18 protein-coding genes are annotated in these 16,231 nt (G+C 63.0%); 4 read left to right on the top strand and 14 right to left on the bottom strand.

What is annotated here, in order from left to right; all coding sequences use genetic code 11:
- Nucleotides 1-277: integrase core domain-containing protein (locus tag H145_RS0101520; protein WP_019946365.1), on the top strand; the 277-nt coding region annotated here is incomplete at its 5' end.
- Nucleotides 278-304: 27 nt separating this feature from the next.
- Nucleotides 305-1,012, top strand: a complete 708-nt coding sequence (locus tag H145_RS22390; protein WP_019946366.1) for an outer membrane beta-barrel protein — start codon at nucleotides 305-307, stop codon at nucleotides 1,010-1,012.
- Between the two features lie 79 nt (nucleotides 1,013-1,091).
- Here H145_RS22390 and H145_RS0101530 read toward each other — a convergent pair whose 3' ends face one another.
- The 5 genes from H145_RS0101530 to H145_RS0101550 form a co-directional block, all read right to left on the bottom strand.
- Nucleotides 1,092-1,616, bottom strand: coding sequence for a hypothetical protein (locus H145_RS0101530; protein ID WP_019946367.1), 525 nt, complete (start codon nucleotides 1,614-1,616; stop codon nucleotides 1,092-1,094).
- 133 nt (nucleotides 1,617-1,749) lie between these two features.
- A complete protein-coding gene (locus tag H145_RS0101535; RefSeq protein ID WP_019946368.1) occupies nucleotides 1,750-3,510 on the bottom strand; it encodes an ABC transporter ATP-binding protein in 1,761 nt (586 codons plus the stop codon).
- A gap of 165 nt (nucleotides 3,511-3,675) precedes the next feature.
- Nucleotides 3,676-4,473, bottom strand: a complete 798-nt coding sequence (gene truA, locus H145_RS0101540; RefSeq protein ID WP_019946369.1) for a tRNA pseudouridine(38-40) synthase TruA — start codon at nucleotides 4,471-4,473, stop codon at nucleotides 3,676-3,678.
- Between the two features lie 88 nt (nucleotides 4,474-4,561).
- Complete coding sequence (locus H145_RS0101545; RefSeq protein WP_019946370.1) at nucleotides 4,562-5,116, bottom strand: GNAT family N-acetyltransferase; 555 nt, start codon at nucleotides 5,114-5,116, stop codon at nucleotides 4,562-4,564.
- A gap of 165 nt (nucleotides 5,117-5,281) precedes the next feature.
- Nucleotides 5,282-6,481, bottom strand: coding sequence for a thiolase family protein (locus tag H145_RS0101550; protein WP_019946371.1), 1,200 nt, complete (start codon nucleotides 6,479-6,481; stop codon nucleotides 5,282-5,284).
- Nucleotides 6,482-6,571: 90 nt separating this feature from the next.
- On the opposite strand from H145_RS0101550, the gene H145_RS0101555 reads away from it, so the two are divergent.
- Nucleotides 6,572-7,054 carry a DUF4293 domain-containing protein gene (locus tag H145_RS0101555; protein WP_019946372.1) on the top strand — a complete coding sequence of 161 codons (483 nt, stop codon included), beginning with the start codon at nucleotides 6,572-6,574 and terminating at the stop codon, nucleotides 7,052-7,054.
- Nucleotides 7,055-7,210: 156 nt separating this feature from the next.
- On the opposite strand, the gene H145_RS0101560 is transcribed toward H145_RS0101555, so the two are convergent.
- The 6 genes from H145_RS0101560 to fumC all read right to left on the bottom strand — a co-directional run bounded on the left by H145_RS0101560 (nucleotide 7,211) and on the right by fumC (nucleotide 11,822).
- Complete coding sequence (locus tag H145_RS0101560) at nucleotides 7,211-7,837, bottom strand: thioredoxin family protein (protein ID WP_019946373.1); 627 nt, start codon at nucleotides 7,835-7,837, stop codon at nucleotides 7,211-7,213.
- A gap of 147 nt (nucleotides 7,838-7,984) precedes the next feature.
- Nucleotides 7,985-8,488 carry a DinB family protein gene (locus H145_RS0101565; RefSeq protein ID WP_019946374.1) on the bottom strand — a complete coding sequence of 168 codons (504 nt, stop codon included), beginning with the start codon at nucleotides 8,486-8,488 and terminating at the stop codon, nucleotides 7,985-7,987.
- A gap of 125 nt (nucleotides 8,489-8,613) precedes the next feature.
- Nucleotides 8,614-9,087, bottom strand: a complete 474-nt coding sequence (locus H145_RS23590) for a DUF6970 domain-containing protein (protein ID WP_019946375.1) — start codon at nucleotides 9,085-9,087, stop codon at nucleotides 8,614-8,616.
- 209 nt (nucleotides 9,088-9,296) lie between these two features.
- Entirely contained in the window at nucleotides 9,297-9,701 is a 405-nt protein-coding gene (locus H145_RS0101575; RefSeq protein ID WP_019946376.1) for a diacylglycerol kinase family protein, read from the bottom strand.
- Nucleotides 9,688-10,284, bottom strand: coding sequence for a GNAT family N-acetyltransferase (locus H145_RS0101580; protein ID WP_019946377.1), 597 nt, complete (start codon nucleotides 10,282-10,284; stop codon nucleotides 9,688-9,690). Before H145_RS0101580 ends, H145_RS0101575 begins: the two co-directional genes overlap by 14 nt.
- 140 nt (nucleotides 10,285-10,424) lie before the next feature.
- Nucleotides 10,425-11,822 carry a class II fumarate hydratase gene (gene fumC / locus H145_RS0101585; RefSeq protein ID WP_019946378.1) on the bottom strand — a complete coding sequence of 466 codons (1,398 nt, stop codon included), beginning with the start codon at nucleotides 11,820-11,822 and terminating at the stop codon, nucleotides 10,425-10,427.
- A gap of 212 nt (nucleotides 11,823-12,034) precedes the next feature.
- Here fumC and H145_RS0101590 point away from each other — a divergent pair, with 212 nt between their 5' ends.
- Entirely contained in the window at nucleotides 12,035-12,340 is a 306-nt protein-coding gene (locus tag H145_RS0101590; RefSeq protein ID WP_019946379.1) for a hypothetical protein, read from the top strand.
- Nucleotides 12,341-12,440: 100 nt separating this feature from the next.
- Here the strand turns inward: H145_RS0101590 and H145_RS0101595 are convergent, their stop codons facing one another.
- The 3 genes from H145_RS0101595 to H145_RS0101605 all read right to left on the bottom strand — a co-directional run bounded on the left by H145_RS0101595 (nucleotide 12,441) and on the right by H145_RS0101605 (nucleotide 16,174).
- Complete coding sequence (locus tag H145_RS0101595) at nucleotides 12,441-13,892, bottom strand: TonB family protein (protein ID WP_019946380.1); 1,452 nt, start codon at nucleotides 13,890-13,892, stop codon at nucleotides 12,441-12,443.
- Nucleotides 13,879-14,514 carry an RNA polymerase sigma factor gene (locus H145_RS0101600; protein ID WP_019946381.1) on the bottom strand — a complete coding sequence of 212 codons (636 nt, stop codon included), beginning with the start codon at nucleotides 14,512-14,514 and terminating at the stop codon, nucleotides 13,879-13,881. Before H145_RS0101600 ends, H145_RS0101595 begins: the two co-directional genes overlap by 14 nt.
- Nucleotides 14,515-14,719: 205 nt before the next feature.
- On the bottom strand, nucleotides 14,720-16,174 hold the full coding sequence (locus H145_RS0101605; protein WP_083937637.1) for a TlpA family protein disulfide reductase: 1,455 nt from the start codon (nucleotides 16,172-16,174) through the stop codon (nucleotides 14,720-14,722).
- Between the last annotated feature and the right edge of the window lie 57 nt (nucleotides 16,175-16,231).

The following is a 16,231-nucleotide window of genomic DNA, read 5'->3' on the forward strand; positions in this document are numbered from 1 at the left end:
TCGCTTCAAAGACCTGGTGGCCCAACAGGGCGCCCTGCAAAGCATGAGCCGGCGCGGCAACTGCTACGACAACGCCCACGCCGAATCATTTTGGAGCCGCTTCAAAGCCGAACTGCTCGACGGCGGCTCCTTCCCTGGCCTAGCCGAAGCCCGGCTCGAAATCAGCCACCACATTGCCTATTACAACGCGGAACGCCGGCATTCCGCCCTCAATTACCAGTCGCCAAACCACTTCGAAACACAACTCCAAACAACGTCCCAACTCTGTCCAGCTTAGCTAGACCACCTCACCCTTTTCCCTTTTATGAAGAAGATTCTTTTTGGCGCGCTGCTCCTGAGCGCCGCTACCCTATCGGCCCAGGCCCAGATTTCGGCTGGCACCAAGCTGCTTACCGGCTCCATAAACTACAACCAGGGCAAGAGTGAAGACAATTCTACCGGCACCTATAACCAAGCTAGTGAGCGCAAGGCCAAGTCCTTTTTCTTCAATCCGAGCGTAGGCTATTTTGTGGCCGATAATCTGGCTTTGGGAGTGGAAGGCGGCCTTTCGTTAGGCAGGTCTACCACTGATAGATCTTATAATGTTCCAGTGGGTGGTGGATTTGCCGGTCAGTTTTCACGCGAAGAATCGGAAGAACGTACGCGGACACTCAGTGGCGGACTATTCGGTCGTTATTACAAATTCCTTGGGGAAAAGGTAGCGCTATATGGCCAGCTGGGGGGAGGGTATCAAAACACGTACTCTTCCAGGCAAATACTTAGTCAAAACGTCCCCTTTTGCAGCAGCGGACGACAAGAAGGGGTGTATGCTAACCTACTACCGGGAGTTGTATTTTTCCCTACTAATAAACTGGGGCTAGAGCTGCAGTTGCAGGGAATAAGCTATTCCCGATTAACAGAGAAAAACAGTGGTAACTCCTCTGTCTTCAACTATACCAGCAGCAATTTTAATTTTGGCTTCGGTCTGAGCAGCCTACGATTGGGTATCTCGCTCTACCTGGGCCGCAACTAAAGCAGCACAGCCACAAACGCCAAGCGGCCCTCCCGAAAGCTTCGGGAGGGCCGTTTGGCGTTTAGGATAGTACAGAGGTCTACTTCACCACCGCAAAAACCTCGGGCTCGCCCTGGTCGGGGAAGTGCTCCAGGTAGACATGGGCGAGGGTAAGCTTCTGGGCTTCGGCAGCGGTTTTGATGCCGGAGTAGAGCTTGTCGGGGGCCACGAGGTAGCTGGCCTGGATGCGGGCGTGCAGCACGCGCTGGCCGGCCGGAAACGTGCGGTAGGTGTAGCCCTCGGGCAGCGTTTGGGAAGTGGTGTCGGCCACGAGCACACCCACGAACACGCGGGCCGAGTCGCGGTTGCTTTCGGGGCTGTTGTAGAAGATGTTGCTGAAGTCGCCGCGCAGCTTGCCCGATTTGCGCATGGTGTAGGCCTGACGGGTGAGGTCGCCAAAGGCCTCGTCGTTGGCGGGGCCGGCGTAGTAGCGGCCGGCCACAAAGTAAGGGCGGGCGGTGGTTTCGAGCGTCACGGTGGCCGCCTTCAGGCCGCCCATCTGCCAGTACACTACCGTAAAGCCCACAATCAGCAGCAAAGCCAGCGCCAGGAAAATTCGATTCATAGGATGGAAAGAATGGTGAATGCTGTCATGCAGAGCGCAGCGAAGCATCTCGCGTGCTAACGTTTCCATAGTAATTCAACGTCAGCACGCGAGATGCTTCGCTGCGCTCTGCATGACGTTCTTTTACTCAAAACTACGCGTACTGCATCTGGTACAGGTTGGCATAGAAGCCCTGGTGGCGCAGCAGCTCCTCGTGGGTGCCCGATTCCTTGATTTCGCCCTTGTCGAGCACGATAATCTGGTCGGCTTTCTGGATGGTGCTCAGGCGGTGGGCAATTACGAGGCTGGTGCGGCCCTGCATGAGCTTCTCAATGGCCTGCTGAATCAGCTCCTCCGTCTCCGAATCGACCGACGACGTGGCTTCATCGAGAATGATGATGCGCGGCTGGTACACCATGGCCCGCACGAAGCTGATGAGCTGGCGCTGGCCTACCGACAGCGTGGCCCCGCGTTCCATTACGGCGTAGTCGAGGCCGCCGGGCAGCCGCTCGATGAACCGGCGGGCGCCCACCAGGTCGGCCGCTTCCCAGATTTGGGCGTCGGTGATGTCGGTTTTGCCCAGCGTGATGTTGTCGCGGATGGTGCCGGCGAACAGGAACACGTCCTGCAGCACCACGCCAATGTGGCGGCGCAGGTCCTTGAGGTCGTAGTCGCGCAGGTCACGGCCGTCGATGCGGATGGTGCCCTTATTGATTTCGTAGAAACGGCTCAGCAGGTTGATGATGCTGGTTTTGCCCGCCCCGGTGGCCCCCACAAAGGCAAAGGTCTGGCCCGCCTTGATGTCGAAGTTCACGTCGCGCAGCACCCAGTCCTCGTCGTTGTAGGCGAACCACACATGCTCGAACTGCACGTCGCCGCGCAGATTTTCGGGGATGTAGGTGCCGTTGTCGGCCAGTATCTCCTTGCTGTCGAGCAGCTTGAGCAGGCGCTCGGTGCTCACCAGGCCCAGCTGCAGCGTGTTGAAGCGGTCGGCAATCTGGCGGATGGGCCTAAAGAACAGGGCGTTGTACATGATGAAGGCGATGAGCGCGCCCTTGGAAATCGTGCCCTCAATCTGGCCCTGGGCGGCGTACCACACCAGCAGGCCCACACCGGCGGCGGCCAGCACTTCGGCCACCGGGAAGTAGATGCTATAGTAGAGCACCGAGCGGATGTTGGCGCGGGTGTGCTCCTGGTTGATGGCCTCGAACTTGCGCAGCTCGCGGGCCTCGTTGTTGAAAATCTGCACCACGTTCATGCCCGTCAGGTGCTCCTGCACGAAGGAGTTGAGGCTGGCCACGGCCGTGCGCACCTCCTGAAACGACTCCTTGATTTTCTCCTTGAAAACGTAGGTGCTGATGAGCAGCGGCGGAATCACCGACAGGCTAATCAGCGTCAGCCGCCAGTCGATATAAAACATGAAGCTCACGATGAATAGGAGCTGCAGAATATCGCCAATCATGGCCGCCAGCCCCTCACTGAACACGTCCGACAGCGTTTCGACGTCGGAAATATTACGCGTCACGAGCTGGCCGATGGGGGTGCGGTCGAAGAACTTGAGGCGCAAATCGAGGATGTGCTGGTACAAATCCACCCGGATGTCGCGCACGATGTATTGGCCCAGCCAGCCGCCGAAGTAGGTTTGCAGGTAGCTGACGATGGCGTGGCCCGTGAGCAGCACCAGCAGCAACCCGAACATCTTGTTCAGTCCGTTCACGTCGCCCTGCTCGATGCTGACATCGACCATGCGCTGAATCAGGAAGGGCCGCAGCGTGCCCAGCGCGGCGGTGGCGATGGTGAGGAAAATCAGGAAATAGAATACGCGACGGTAGGGCCGCACGTACTTGAACAGCCGGGTCAGCACCTGCCAGTCGAATACATTGCCGGTTTTGGTGGCGGGTTTTGCTTGCTCCATTGAGGTTTCTAAGAGAATGCAAAGGTAACCCCAAGAAGGAGCTAGAAGTTAGAAGTGAACGTCATTCAGAGCGGAGCGAAGAATCTCGCGTGTCAAAGTGATTTTCGACGACAGGGTTAGCATGGCACGCGAGATTCTTCGCTCCGCTCTGAATGACGTTCACTTCTAACTTCCAGCTCCCGCAAAATACGGCAGCCCCTCCGGCAACAGCGCTGCGTCCACCAGTTCGGCGGGGTACTCGACGCGGCACAGGAACAGGCCGCCGGCCAGGGCCGCGCCGCTGGCGTGTACCCGGCTCAGGCTCCGGAAAATCTCGCCGAACTGCGCCGGGGTCAGCTTGCCGCGGCCGACGCTCAGCAGCGTGCCCACTACCAGCCGCACCATGCCGCGCACGAAGCGGTTGGCCCGGATGCGGAACACTAGCCCGCCCGGCTCCAGGTGCCAGCCAGCTTCGAAGCAGGTACAGTTGTAGTGCTTTTCGGCCCCTTTTACTTTCGAAAAGCTGGTGAAATCGTGGGTGCCCACTAGCAGGGCCGCCGCCTCGTTCATGGCTTCCAGGTCGGGGGCGCGGTCGAGGTAGAGGCTGAAGCGGGTGGCGAACGGGTCGGGGATGAGGCGCACGTGGTACTCGTAGGTGCGGGCGCGGGCGGCGAAGCGGGCGTGGGCGTCGGGCGGCACCGGGTGCAGCACCTGCCCCCGGATGCCCACCGGCAGCGCCCGGTTGAGACGGTAGAGCAGCGTAGGCAAGTCGAGGCCTTCGGGCAGGTCGGCATCGAAGTGGGCCACCTGGTGGCTGGCGTGCACACCCGAATCGGTGCGGCCGCTGCCCAGGCAGTACACCGGCTGGCGCAGCACCTGGCTCAGGCAGCGGTCCAGCTCCTGCTGCACGGTCGTCACGCCCGGCTGAATCTGCCAGCCGTGGTAGTCGGTACCGTCGTAGGCCAGGTGCAGGAAGTAGCGCATTTTTTTGAGCTGTTAGCTACTAGCTGACAGCTAATAGCTTTTCGTGGAATTGTCTGATGGTTGAAGGCTAACAGCTGTCAGCTAAAAGCTAACAGCTTGTTTCAGCCACCAGCGCGTAGAGCAGCGAATCCAGCACCTCATCGTCCTTGATTACGCTGCGGCGCATGCGGCCTTCCAGCTCGTAGCCGGCCTTTTCCAGCACGCGGGCCGAGGCCGGGTTGTTGGCGAAAACCACCGCGTAAAGCCGGCAGACATCGAAGTGAGCCAGCACGTAGGCCGAGGTGGTACGCACCACGGCCGTAGCCAGGCCCCGTCCCCAGTAGGCGGGCGCGAGCCAGTAGCCGATTTCGGCCGAGCGGCGGCGTACGTCGGTTTTGAAGTGGATGCCCACGCTGCCCACCGGCTCGCCGTCTACTTCAATGGCCAGAAACAGGTCGCGGGTGCTGTCGGCCACCAAACACAGAAAGAACTCCGCGTCGCCAGCCGAATACGGGTACGGAAACGTGTCGCGCATGTGACGGGCCACCCGCTCGTCGTTGGCGTGGCGGGCCAGGGCGGGCGCGTCGGCAAACGTCCAGGGCCGCAGCCGCGCCCCGGCCACTCCGGGCAGCTCCAGCGTCGGACTTAGCAGGGAGTCGGGCATGAGGAAAGGGGCTGGGGGACTGAGTGACTTGGGGATTTAGAAAGGCCCTGTCATCCTGAGCGCAGCGAAGGACCTATACAGAAGCTAACATCAGGCCTTACCCTCTGCATAGGTCCTTCGCTGCGCTCAGGATGACAGTATAGCATCCAAGCTCCCGATGCTCAACTACAGCTTCTCGTAGATAACCGCCGCGCCCTGGCCGACACCCACGCACATAGTGGCGAGGCCGTAGCGCACGTTTTCGCGGCGCTGCATTTCGTGCAGCAGCGTGGTGGTGATGCGGGCGCCGCTGGCTCCGAGCGGGTGGCCGATGGCGATGGAGCCGCCGTTCACGTTCACTTTGGCCGGGTCGATGCCCAGCTCGCGCATGGAGGCCAGCGCCTGGGCGGCGAAGGCTTCGTTGAGCTCAAACAGGTCGATATCCTCGATGCTGAGGCCGGCGCGCTCCAGTACCTTGCGGGTGGCCGAAATCGGGCCGATGCCCATGTAAGCGGGGTCGACGCCGGTAACGGCCGAGGCCACCACCCGGGCCATGGGCGTGAGGTCGTACTTCTGCAGGGCCTCCTCACTCACCAGCAGCAGCGCGGCGGCGCCGTCGTTGATGCCCGACGAGTTGCCGGCCGTCACGCTGCCATCCACCTGAAACGCGGGCCGCAGCGTGCCGAGCTTTTCGAGGGTGGAAAGGCGCGGGTGCTCGTCCTGGTCGAAGAGGGCGGCGGCGCCTTTGGGCTGGGGCACGAACACGGGCACGATTTCGCGCCGGAAGCGGCCTTTTTCGAGGGCCCGCTGGTACTTGCGCTGCGAGTCGAAGGCGAACTGGTCCTGGTCGGCGCGGCTCACGTTGTACTGGCGGGCCACGTTCTCGGCCGTTTCGCCCATAGCGTAGGGGTGGTGCAGCTTCGAGAGCTTGGGGTTGAGGAAGCGCCAGCCCAGGGTGGTGTCGTGGGCCGTGAAGTCGCGGTCGAAGGCCGTGCTCGATTTGGCCATCACGAAGGGGGCGCGGGTCATGCTCTCGGTGCCGCCGGCCAGGTACACGTCGCCCTCGCCGGCCTTGATGGCCCGGGCGGCGTCCATGATGCTCTGCAGGCCCGAAGCGCACAGGCGGTTGACGGTGGTGCCGGGCACCGTAACGGGCAAACCGGCCAGCAGCACGGCCATGCGGGCCACGTTACGGTTGTCTTCGCCGGCCTGGTTGGCAGCGCCCAGCACTACATCTTCGATGGCGCTGGGGTCGAGGGTGGGGTTGCGGCGCAGCAGCTCGCGCAGCACGTGGGCGGCCATATCATCGGGGCGGACGCTGCTGAGCGCGCCGCCAAATTTACCAATCGGAGTGCGGACGGCGTCCACGATATAGGCAGTAGGCATAAGGCAGAATCGGGTTTTTCTGGTCGTAGTTGGCTACTTTTGTCGGCCCGCAAGGGTGTTTTCCGGTCGCCGAAAAGTTACTTCACAAAGATGATACAAAGAATTCAAAGCGTTTTTCTGCTGCTGCTGGCCCTGTCCATGCTCAGCGTACTGCTCGTGCCCATCTGGAGCAAAACCGACCCCGCCAGCCAGGGCACGGCCCTGCTGACGGCCTTTACGCTCAGCTTCACCAACGCCGCGCCGGGCGGTACGGCCCTGGGCGCCACCAGCACCTGGCCCATTGCGGCGCTGGCCGTAGCCTCGGCCGCCGTGGCCCTGTTCTCCATCTTCCAGTTCCGCCAGCGCTTCAACCAACTCAAGCTGGGCATGCTCAACTTCCTGCTGATTGTGGGCACCATCGGCGCCAATTTCTACTACTCCAACCTGGGAGAAAGCCTGCTCAACATCAAGCTCATCGGCACCTACCAGGCCGGTTTCTACCTGCCCACGCTGGCGCTGATGCTCAACCTGCTGGCCAGCCGCTTCATCCGCCGCGACGAGCGCCTGGTCCGCAGCATGGACCGGCTGCGGTAGCGGCAAGGCAGCTCAAGGTGAGATAGTGGGATGGTGAAATGGTGAGTTGATGTTCTGGGGACCTTATTGCGCCACTTGCGCTGGTAGGCCCCCAGAACGTCAACTCACCATTTCACTATTTCACCATCTCACCATCTCACCTTAAGCCGTCTCTCCTCAAAGCCCTTTTACCAGCGTCAGGAGTTCGTGCTGGGTGGCGTGGGTTTTGTTGTGGGCGTACCAGGTATGGACTTTTTCGGCCATTTCATCGTGGTCGACGCCGGCCGCCTTGAGTTCCAGCACTAGGTCCTGGGCCTCGGCGGGGCGCGGGCCCCAGTTGGTTACTTCAGTGAGCGTGTCGGCGTGCAGCACCAGCAGCTTCGGAATAGCGCGGCCGCCGTTGGTGAGGTAGCGGTCCATCAGGTCCAGGTTCTCATCGCGCAGCAGGTAATAGGTGCGGATGCGGCCCTGGCTGGCCTGCGCGGTCTTTTCGAGCACCGGTACCAGCTGCGAAGCGTCGCCGCACCAGCCCTCGGTGATGATGACCCAGGCGTAGTCGTGCTCCAGGGCTTCGAGGGCCTCGCGCAGCTCGGGTAGTAGCTCCGCTTTCTTATCAAGCCGCTGCATGCGCTGAATGTTGAGCTTGGCGTAGGCCGTCAGCTCGGGCGACTGGGTTTCGCCGGTGGTTTTGCCCTGGGCCATCAGCTCATCGATGCGCTGGCGGTACTGGGCATAGGTAAGGGCGGAGGCGAGGCGCTCGGTGCTGAGCACGGGCGGCTGGGCCGGAACGGGTGGGTTGGTCATGGGCGGTGAAAAAGTGAGGGTGGGCGGCTCTGCCAGGCAGAAGCCGTATCATAACAAACGCAAAACCCTTCCGGTTGGCTGCCTGAGCCGTCCGGAAGGGTTTTGCATCAAATTTTTATCGACTGATAAGTGCTGACAAAGCGCGGCTTACAGCGTCGGCGCATCGGCCGCGGCGGCTTTGGCCGACAGCTCGCGGCAGTAGGTGATGAAATCGGTGTTGATGGGCTCCAGGCCGGCATGGCGCAGCTCCTTGGCCACCTGACCGCGGTGGTAGTTGCCGTGGATGGGCATGTGCGTCAGGATGTCGGAAACCTGGCTCGTGAAGCCGTCGCCGGCCGAGTTGGTGTAGGTGATAAGGCGGTTGAGCTCGGCTTCGTCGGCCTGCTGGGTGTACTGGTGGAAGCGCTCCGAGGTCTGCTCGTGCCAGTGGTGCAAACCGGCCAGATCGTGCTCCTGCCACACTTTCACGGGGCTGGCCGTACCCGTGAGGCGCGCCAGCCAGATAGACTGGGCGTTGAGCGCGTGGCTGTAGATGCGCAGGCCGCCGGCCGGCAGCGTGGCGCCCTGGGCCACGAGGGCATCCAGGTGGGCCAGCAGCGTTTCGTTGGCCCACACGTTGTAGGCGCCGAGCTTTTCGATGGTATTGATCATTTTGATAGAAGTGAGATGGGAGACTGAAGAAGTGAGACGCAACTGGTGGGCAAGGAGAGGAAAGGATAGCGCAAAACTACGGCATCTCACATTTCATCTCCCGACTCTCACTTCTGCACAAAAGGCTACCGCGGGTCCTGCCAGATGAGCTTTTCCTCGGTGCGCACTTTCATGAAATCGGTACACTGGCCGTCGCCCTTGCCGGTCAGGCCGCCGTCGGGGTGGCACAGCAGCCGGCCATCGGCGGCGTAGAGGTTGCTGAACTGGTCGCCCCCGCCGCTCGTTTCGTAGTACACGCTGCCGCCGTTGTACTGGTAGCTGTAGATGCGGATGGGCGGATTGGCCTTTCGGGCCTGAAAATGCGCCTGAATTTTATTTTCCAGCCAGGCCGGCCGCTTGGCCGTGTCGAAAGCCGGTTCGGGGTCGGGCGTGGGCTCAATGGTATTGACGCTGGTGGGCGCGGGCGTCGAAACGCCGTTGGTCTGGCCGGTTTGCGGCGGATCGGTGGGCGTAGTCAGGGCCACACCGCGCTGGCAGGCCGTGGTAGTGGCAAACAGGGCGGCCGCCAGGCTGGCCGTCAGAAGCAAGGAAGTGCGCATAGGAGCAGGGGAGTAGCGGAAAAGCGGCTCTATCCGGCAACCACCGGAAAGCCGCCGCGCACCCCAGGCATGGTACGAAGCCCCGCCGTAGTTCGTTGGCTGGGGCCTATGAAGGATTAGGAAAGAACGGTCATTTGCAAGAACGGTCATTCTTCGACTCCGCCTCCGCCTTCGCTCAGAATGACCGTTCTTTTCCTAACCACTAATCACTACTCCCTGAAAAAATACGGCCAGAAGACCAGCAGGCCCACTACCAGCGCGGCCAGGGCCACTACCAGCACGGCGCCAGCGGCTACGTCCTTGGCGCGGCCGGCCAGCGGGTGGTATTCCGGCGACACCAAATCAACCACCGCCTCGATGGCCGTGTTCAGCAGCTCGGCGCTCCACACGGCCCCTACGCTCAGGGCCACGGCCGCCCATTCCCAGCGCGCCAGCCCGCAGTATAGCCCCAGCCCCAGCACAGCGGCCGTGGCGGCGGCATGAAACCAGAGGTGCACCTCGGTGCGCAGGGCCGCCCCCACGCCCCGCACCGCATGGCCGAAGCTGGCCACCCGCCGCTGCAACAGCGTAGCCCGCCGCCCGGCGCCGGCTGGCGGCTGCTTAAAGTCGGTCATTACCGGCCTGGCCAAATACGCGGGCCCGCAACTCGTTCCAGTCGGCGCGGATGATGCTGAAAATCACCGTGTCGCGCCGGATGCCGCCCTGGGTGTAGCGGTGGCTGCGCAGCGTGCCTTCCTCGGTGGCGCCCAGCCGGCGCATAGCCTCGCGCGACTTGGCGTTGCGGGCGTCGGTTTCCAGCTCCACCCGCTCGCAACCCAGTTCCTCGAAGGCGTAGCGCAGCAGCAGGTACTTGCAGGCCCGGTTCAGGCCGGTACGCTGGAAATCGGTGCCCAGCCACGTGTAGCCGATGCTGATGCGTCCTTCCTCGGCGTGCACGTTGTAGAAGCTGGTGCTGCCGGCCGGCCGGCCGGTCTGTTTGTCGATGATGAGAAACGGGTAGCGCAGGCCCCGCTCGCGGCCGTCGAGGGCCTGGGCAATGTAGGCGGCCAGCCCGATGGTGTCGTCGGCCCGGGTGAGCGTGTAGGCCCACAGCGCGGGGTCGGCGGCCACAGGCAAAAGGGCCTCGTGGTCGGCCGTGGTGAGGGGGCGCAGCAGGGCCCGCTCATTTTCGAGGATGATGTTCTGTGAGAAATCCATAGCAGCAATTTACGGATATGCGGACGATAGGGGTAAAATGAAAGCCGCCGCCCCAGGGTGGGGCAGCGGCTTTCGTTTTGGAAGCAGGGTAGCTGAACAAGCTGATTGCAAACAGCGCAAAACCAGCCGTACTACAGAACTTACATGCCCACCATTTCCTCGGGCTTCATCCAGGCGTCGAAATCTTCGGCCGTGATGTAGCCGAGCTGGATGGCGGTTTCCTTGAGCGTCGAGCCGTTTTTGTGGGCCGTCTGGGCAATTTCGGCGGCTTTGTAGTAGCCGATGTGGGGGTTGAGGGCCGTTACCAGCATCAGGCTGCTATCCACGTGCTTCTTGATGTTGGCCTTGATGGGCTCGATGCCCACGGCGCACTTATCGTTGAAGCTCACGCAGGCGTCGCCGATGAGGCGGGCCGAGTGCAGGAAGTTATAAATCATCATCGGCTTGAACACGTTCAGCTCGAAGTTGCCGCTCAGGCCGCCGACGTTGATGGCCACGTCGTTGCCCATTACCTGGGCCGCTACCATCGTGAGGGCCTCGCACTGGGTGGGGTTCACCTTGCCGGGCATGATGCTGGAGCCGGGCTCGTTGTCGGGGATGTGCAGCTCGCCGATGCCGGCGCGCGGGCCCGAAGCCAGCAAACGGATGTCGTTGCCGATTTTCATCAGCGAAGCAGCCACCGTCTTCAGCGCGCCGTGCGACTCCACAATGGCGTCGTGGGCGGCCAGGGCCTCAAACTTGTTTTCGGCCGTGATGAAGGGCAGGCCAGTGAGCTGGGCAATGTGGCGGGCCACATTTTCGGAGTAGCCGGCGGGCGTGTTGATGCCGGTGCCCACGGCCGTGCCGCCCAGGGCCAGCTCGCTCAGGTGGGCCAGCGTGTTGCGGATGGCGCGCAGGCCGTGGTCGAGCTGGCTTACGTAGCCCGAAAACTCCTGGCCCAGCGTCAGCGGCGTGGCATCCATCAGGTGGGTGCGGCCGATTTTGACGATGTGCATGAACTCCTCGCTCTTGGCTTTCAGCGTGTCGCGCAGCTTCTCGATGCCGGGGATGGTCGTCTCCATCAGCATTTTGTAGGCCGCAATGTGCATGGCCGTCGGGAAGGTATCGTTCGAGCTCTGGCTCTTGTTGACGTCGTCGTTGGGGGCCAGAAACTTCTTTTCGTCGGTGAGCTGGCCGCCCTGCAGTACGTGGCCGCGGTAGGCAATCACCTCGTTCACGTTCATGTTGCTCTGGGTGCCCGAGCCGGTCTGCCACACTACCAGCGGAAACTGGTCGTCGAGCTTGCCTTCCAGGATTTCGTCGGCCACGCGGCCAATCAGCTGGGCCTTGTCGGCGTCGAGCACGCCGGCTTCCTGGTTGGTGAGGGCGGCGGCTTTTTTGAGGTAGGCGAAGGCCTGGATGATTTCCTTGGGCATCCGGTTGATGTCCTGGGCAATCTGGAAGTTGTCGATGCTGCGCTGGGTCTGGGCGCCGTAGTAGGCGTCGGCCGGCACCTGCACGGTGCCCATCGTGTCTTTTTCCTGGCGGAACTGGGTCATAATCAGCAGTAGAAAGGTAGTTGTTGCGGGGAAGGCCCCGCGGCAAAAGTACGCAACCCGGCCCAGAGCCGCCCAAAGCCCACCGCCAGCGCCTCCGCCACCGCGACGGCCCCGCAAAAAAGAGCCGGCCATCGGCGCCCCGCGCCCGTAGAACCTTCCGGCACGCCGCGGCTCCGGCGCGGCGGCCGTTTCATCTTACCTTACCTATCCCCATGAAAAAGACGTTCGAAGACGAATCCGACGCCCTGGCCACGCCCGGCGACCAGCCCACCACCGACCAGCAATCGGCCACCACGCCTCCCCACACCGAAAACAAGGAAGCGCCCACCAACCGCCCCAGCGGCAGCGCTTCCGGTTCAAACTCTGGCTCCGACGAAGGCACGCCCGTGCCCACCGAGGGTAACGGCGCCCCTGACTACAGCCAGGTTGAAATAAAAACCGAGCCCGACCTGCCCACGCCCGACCACGCCGGCGGCAGCGCCACGGCCCCTGAAAGCGGCGGCGGCTACAGCGGGTAGCAGTGAAATAGCGAAATAGTGAAATGGTGAGTTGATGTTCGACGGTCCTAATGGCGCAAGTGGCGCAGTCAGGACCGTCGAACATCAACTCACCATTTCACTATTTCACCTCCAAAGAAAAGGGGACGTTGATTTCGACTCTGCGGGCGGTGCGGCGGCTGTTCTGCACGCCGGGAAACCAGGCGGGACCTTCTTTGAGCAGGCGAATGGCTTCCTCGTCGCACTCGGGCGAGAGGCGGCGCACCGCTTTGATGCCGGAGAGCTGCCCATCGGCCTCCACCACGAACTGCAGCCGCACGGTGCCCTGCAGGTGCTGGTCGCGGGCTTTTTCGGGGTAGTTGAGGCTGTCGCGCAGGTACTGCCGGAACGCGGGGTAGCCCCCGGCCGGTAGCGGCCCCACGCTGGGCATACCCGGCGGAGCTTCGCGGCGCACCACGACCACTTCGCTCAGTTGCTTGCGGTCGGGGGCCAGAGCCAGCGTCAGGGTCGAGTCGGCGGCCTGCAGAAAGCGAAACTGCGTGGTATAGCCGATGGAGCTGACGGCCAGCTGCCGGCTGCCGGGTGGCACCGTGAGGGCAAACCGGCCATCGGAGCCGGTGCTCACGCCCACATTCGCTCCGGGAACCAGCACCGTTGCGCCCGGCACCGGCTGGCCGGCCGTATCAGTAATGCGGCCCTGCACCGTGCGCCCCGGCTTGGCGGCATCAGGCACGGCTGGCGCCGCAACCTTGGCCGAAGTCGTAGCCCGCAGCGTCCGGGCCGTTTCGCCCGGCTCGGCAGGCCGCGGGCTGTTGCTGGCGTAGTCGGCCGCCGGGGCAGCAGGCTTGGCAGTGACCGAAGCGGCGGATTTAGTCGGCGCGTCTACCGCTACCTCAGCCGCGGCCGATGATGTGACGGATGGTTCCGCCACCTCGGCCGCCGCTACTTCCGCCGACATTGGCTGGGCGCCTTCTCCCCTGGAGCCGCTTCGTAGCAGCGGGGCCGGATAGCCTGGTTGAACCGGCTGGCGGCGAGGAGCAACTGCTACCGCGCCCGATAAATCCGAAGATGACGGAGCGGCTACGGCCGTTTCGGCCGTAGCGCTGGTGCCTGCCCCGTCGAGGCTGGCTGCCGGGTTATTGGCCTCCGGATAATTGGTCGGCCGGACTTTCGAGGCGGCCGGAGCCGAGCGGGCAGCTATTTCGGGGCGGTTGACGGGGCGTAGCATCAGCCAGGCCGCCGCGCCGAGCGTGAGCAACAACACGGCCGCGGCTGCCAGGGGCCGCCACCACATCGGAATTACGGCCGGGCCAGTCGAGGCTTCATCAGCCAACTCGGCTACGCGAGTGTGCAGGCGCTGGCGTAGTTCGGTCAGGCTGGCATCGGTTACGGCGGCGGGCTGCATTTCCAGGCCTTCCAGCACTTCGGCGCACTGCTCGCATCCGAGGGTATGGGCCTCCACGGCGTGCTCCTCGGGGCCGCTTAGCTCGCCGGCCACGTACCGGCGCAGCAGCTCCGTCGGCAGGTGCCGGGCAGCGTGGGGGGCGGGCGTAAGGCGGTTAGGGCGAGGCATCGGGGGCGGCTTGCAGGTGGCGGCGCAGGTTGCGCTTGCCGTTCTGGAGGTGGCTTTTTACGGCCTTCAGGTCGAGGCCGGTGAGGGCGGCCACTTCGCGGTAGCTTTTCTTTTCGAGGTAAAACAGCTCCAGGCACTGGCGCTGGTCGGGAGGCAGCTCGGCGAGGGTGGCTTCGAGGCGCTGGAGCTGCTGTTCGTGTTCCTCGGCGTCGGCCGCTTCGTCGGCTGCGTCTTCCTGATGCCGGGCCGCAGCGGATTCCATACCGGCGGCATCGGGAAAGTGCACAACCAGCGCCCCGCCGGCCGCGGGGCCGGCCCGCTGCCGGGCGCGCAGCTGCATCAGGCAGTGGTTGCGGGCGGTGGCGTGTAGCCAGGCCGGAAAGTTGTCCACTTCATGCCGCCGCAGTTTCTCCACCAGCTGCTCGAACAGCTGCATCACGGCATCCTGGGCATCGGCCTCATCGCGCAGATAACGGCGGGCCACGGCCAGCACGGCCGCCATGTGCCGCTCATACAGCACGCCCAAGTCGTGCACATCGCCCTGGGCCCGGTAGCGGGCCAGCAGCACCGCATCGGTCGGCGGCTCGGCGGCAGCGGGCGCAGGGCGGCGGCGGAAGAACATGCGGGAAGATAGGGAATGAGAAGCTAGAAGTCAGGAGCTGGGAGCTAGAATAAAGTAGCTGTCATCCTGAGCGCCGCGAAGGATCTTGTCATGCAAAACGGTCGTAGCAACGATTCGTTAGTGCGTGACAAGGTCCTTCGCGGCGCTCAGGATGACAGCACGGGTTCTAAGCTCTATGCTCTACTATCTAAGCTCTAAACCTCAACTACTTCTTCTCCAGCGTGCTGCTGTAGGTGTTGGCCTTGCCGAACGACTCCTTGATTTCGTCGACGGCGGCGCGGCTGCTCAGGCGCTTGGGGCGGGTGTTGAGGAAGGTCCCGTCTTCGGCCAGCAGAAAATACGTGGGCACGTCCTGCACGCCGTAGGAGCGGGCCACGGCCGAGCGCAGGCCCCCGCCGGCCCGCACGTGCATGCCGGGTAGCTTCTTGCTGATAACCAACTGCTTCCAGGCGCCCTCGTTCTCGTCGAGCGCCACGTTCAGAAACACAATATTCTTGCCCTCAAAGCGCTTGGCCAGGTCGGCGGCGTAGGGCAAATCGCGCAGGGCCAGGCCGCTGGTGGTGCGCCAGAAGTTGAGGTACACCAGCTTGCCCGCAAACTGCCGCAGGCTGGTGGTGTCGCCGGTAGTCGAAACCAGCTTGAAATCGGGGGCCGGCGCGCCGATGGCGAAGGCCTTGTGCAGCTCAAAATCCGACTTCAGCACCGGATAATACTGGTTGGCCTTATCAACGGCGCGGTACTGGTCGAGCATGGCGGCCGACTGCTTGATGTGGCCGAAGCGGAACGACTCCTTCAGGATGCGGCCCATCACGATGGGCTTGATGGGGCCGCTCAGGCGCTGGCCGGCCAGCTCGTAGCACACCTGGTAGAAATCGGGGTCGGTGCGCTGCTTGCCACTCACCGCGGCTAAGTGGTGGATGTAGTTGAGCAGAAACTCCTGGTACAGCCCGTTGCGGCTGGCCGCAGGGTTTTCAATCAGGCTTTTATCGTTGAGGAAATCGTAATAAGTGGGCGACATTTTCAGCCGGCCCTCGGTGGCCACCACCTGCTCGCGCAGGTCCTGGAACGTGAGCCGGTCGTTGGCGTAGCTGTAGGTGATGCGGGCGCGCACAAAGTCTTTGAACGCCGGGCTGAAGTCGCCGCCGTTGTTTTCCAGAAACTTCAGCTCCTCTTTGCGGCGGTAGTCCAGAAACGACAGGAAGGGCGCCTCGTAGAACATGATGTTGTCGGGCAGCACCTGGAAGCCTTCGTTTTCCACGAACTTTTCCTCCATTTCGGCCAGGAAGCTGTTGGCCTCGGCCCCGCGGCCCTTGTAGCGCACGGTGCCGGCCAGGTCGTTGCTCTTGAAACGCACGTCGAGCTGGTTGCCGGGCTCCAGAAACAGCTCCGCCACATCGTCGTCGTACACCAGCTCGGCCCGCGTGGGGCCCTGCAGCGCCAGCGCCAGCCGGAATTCGCCCTTGCTATCAACGCGGGCATAGGTGATTTGCTCGTGCGCCTCCAGCGGGTTTTCGCGCAGCGAAACGGCTACCGTGTCGCTGCTGAGCCGCCCGCTTACCTTGCCCGTCAGCACCACCGTGCCCTGCGCGTGGCCCAGCAGCGGGCCCAGCAGCAAACCAACCCAAACTATAATCGGAAGAGGCGAAAGGCGAAGCGTCATCGGGCGGAAGCTAGAAGGCAGCTTACCAGCGGTCTGCGCATAAAAGAGCAGAGTCGC

Source organism: Hymenobacter aerophilus DSM 13606 (genome assembly GCF_000382225.1).
Lineage (GTDB): Bacteria > Bacteroidota > Bacteroidia > Cytophagales > Hymenobacteraceae > Hymenobacter > Hymenobacter aerophilus.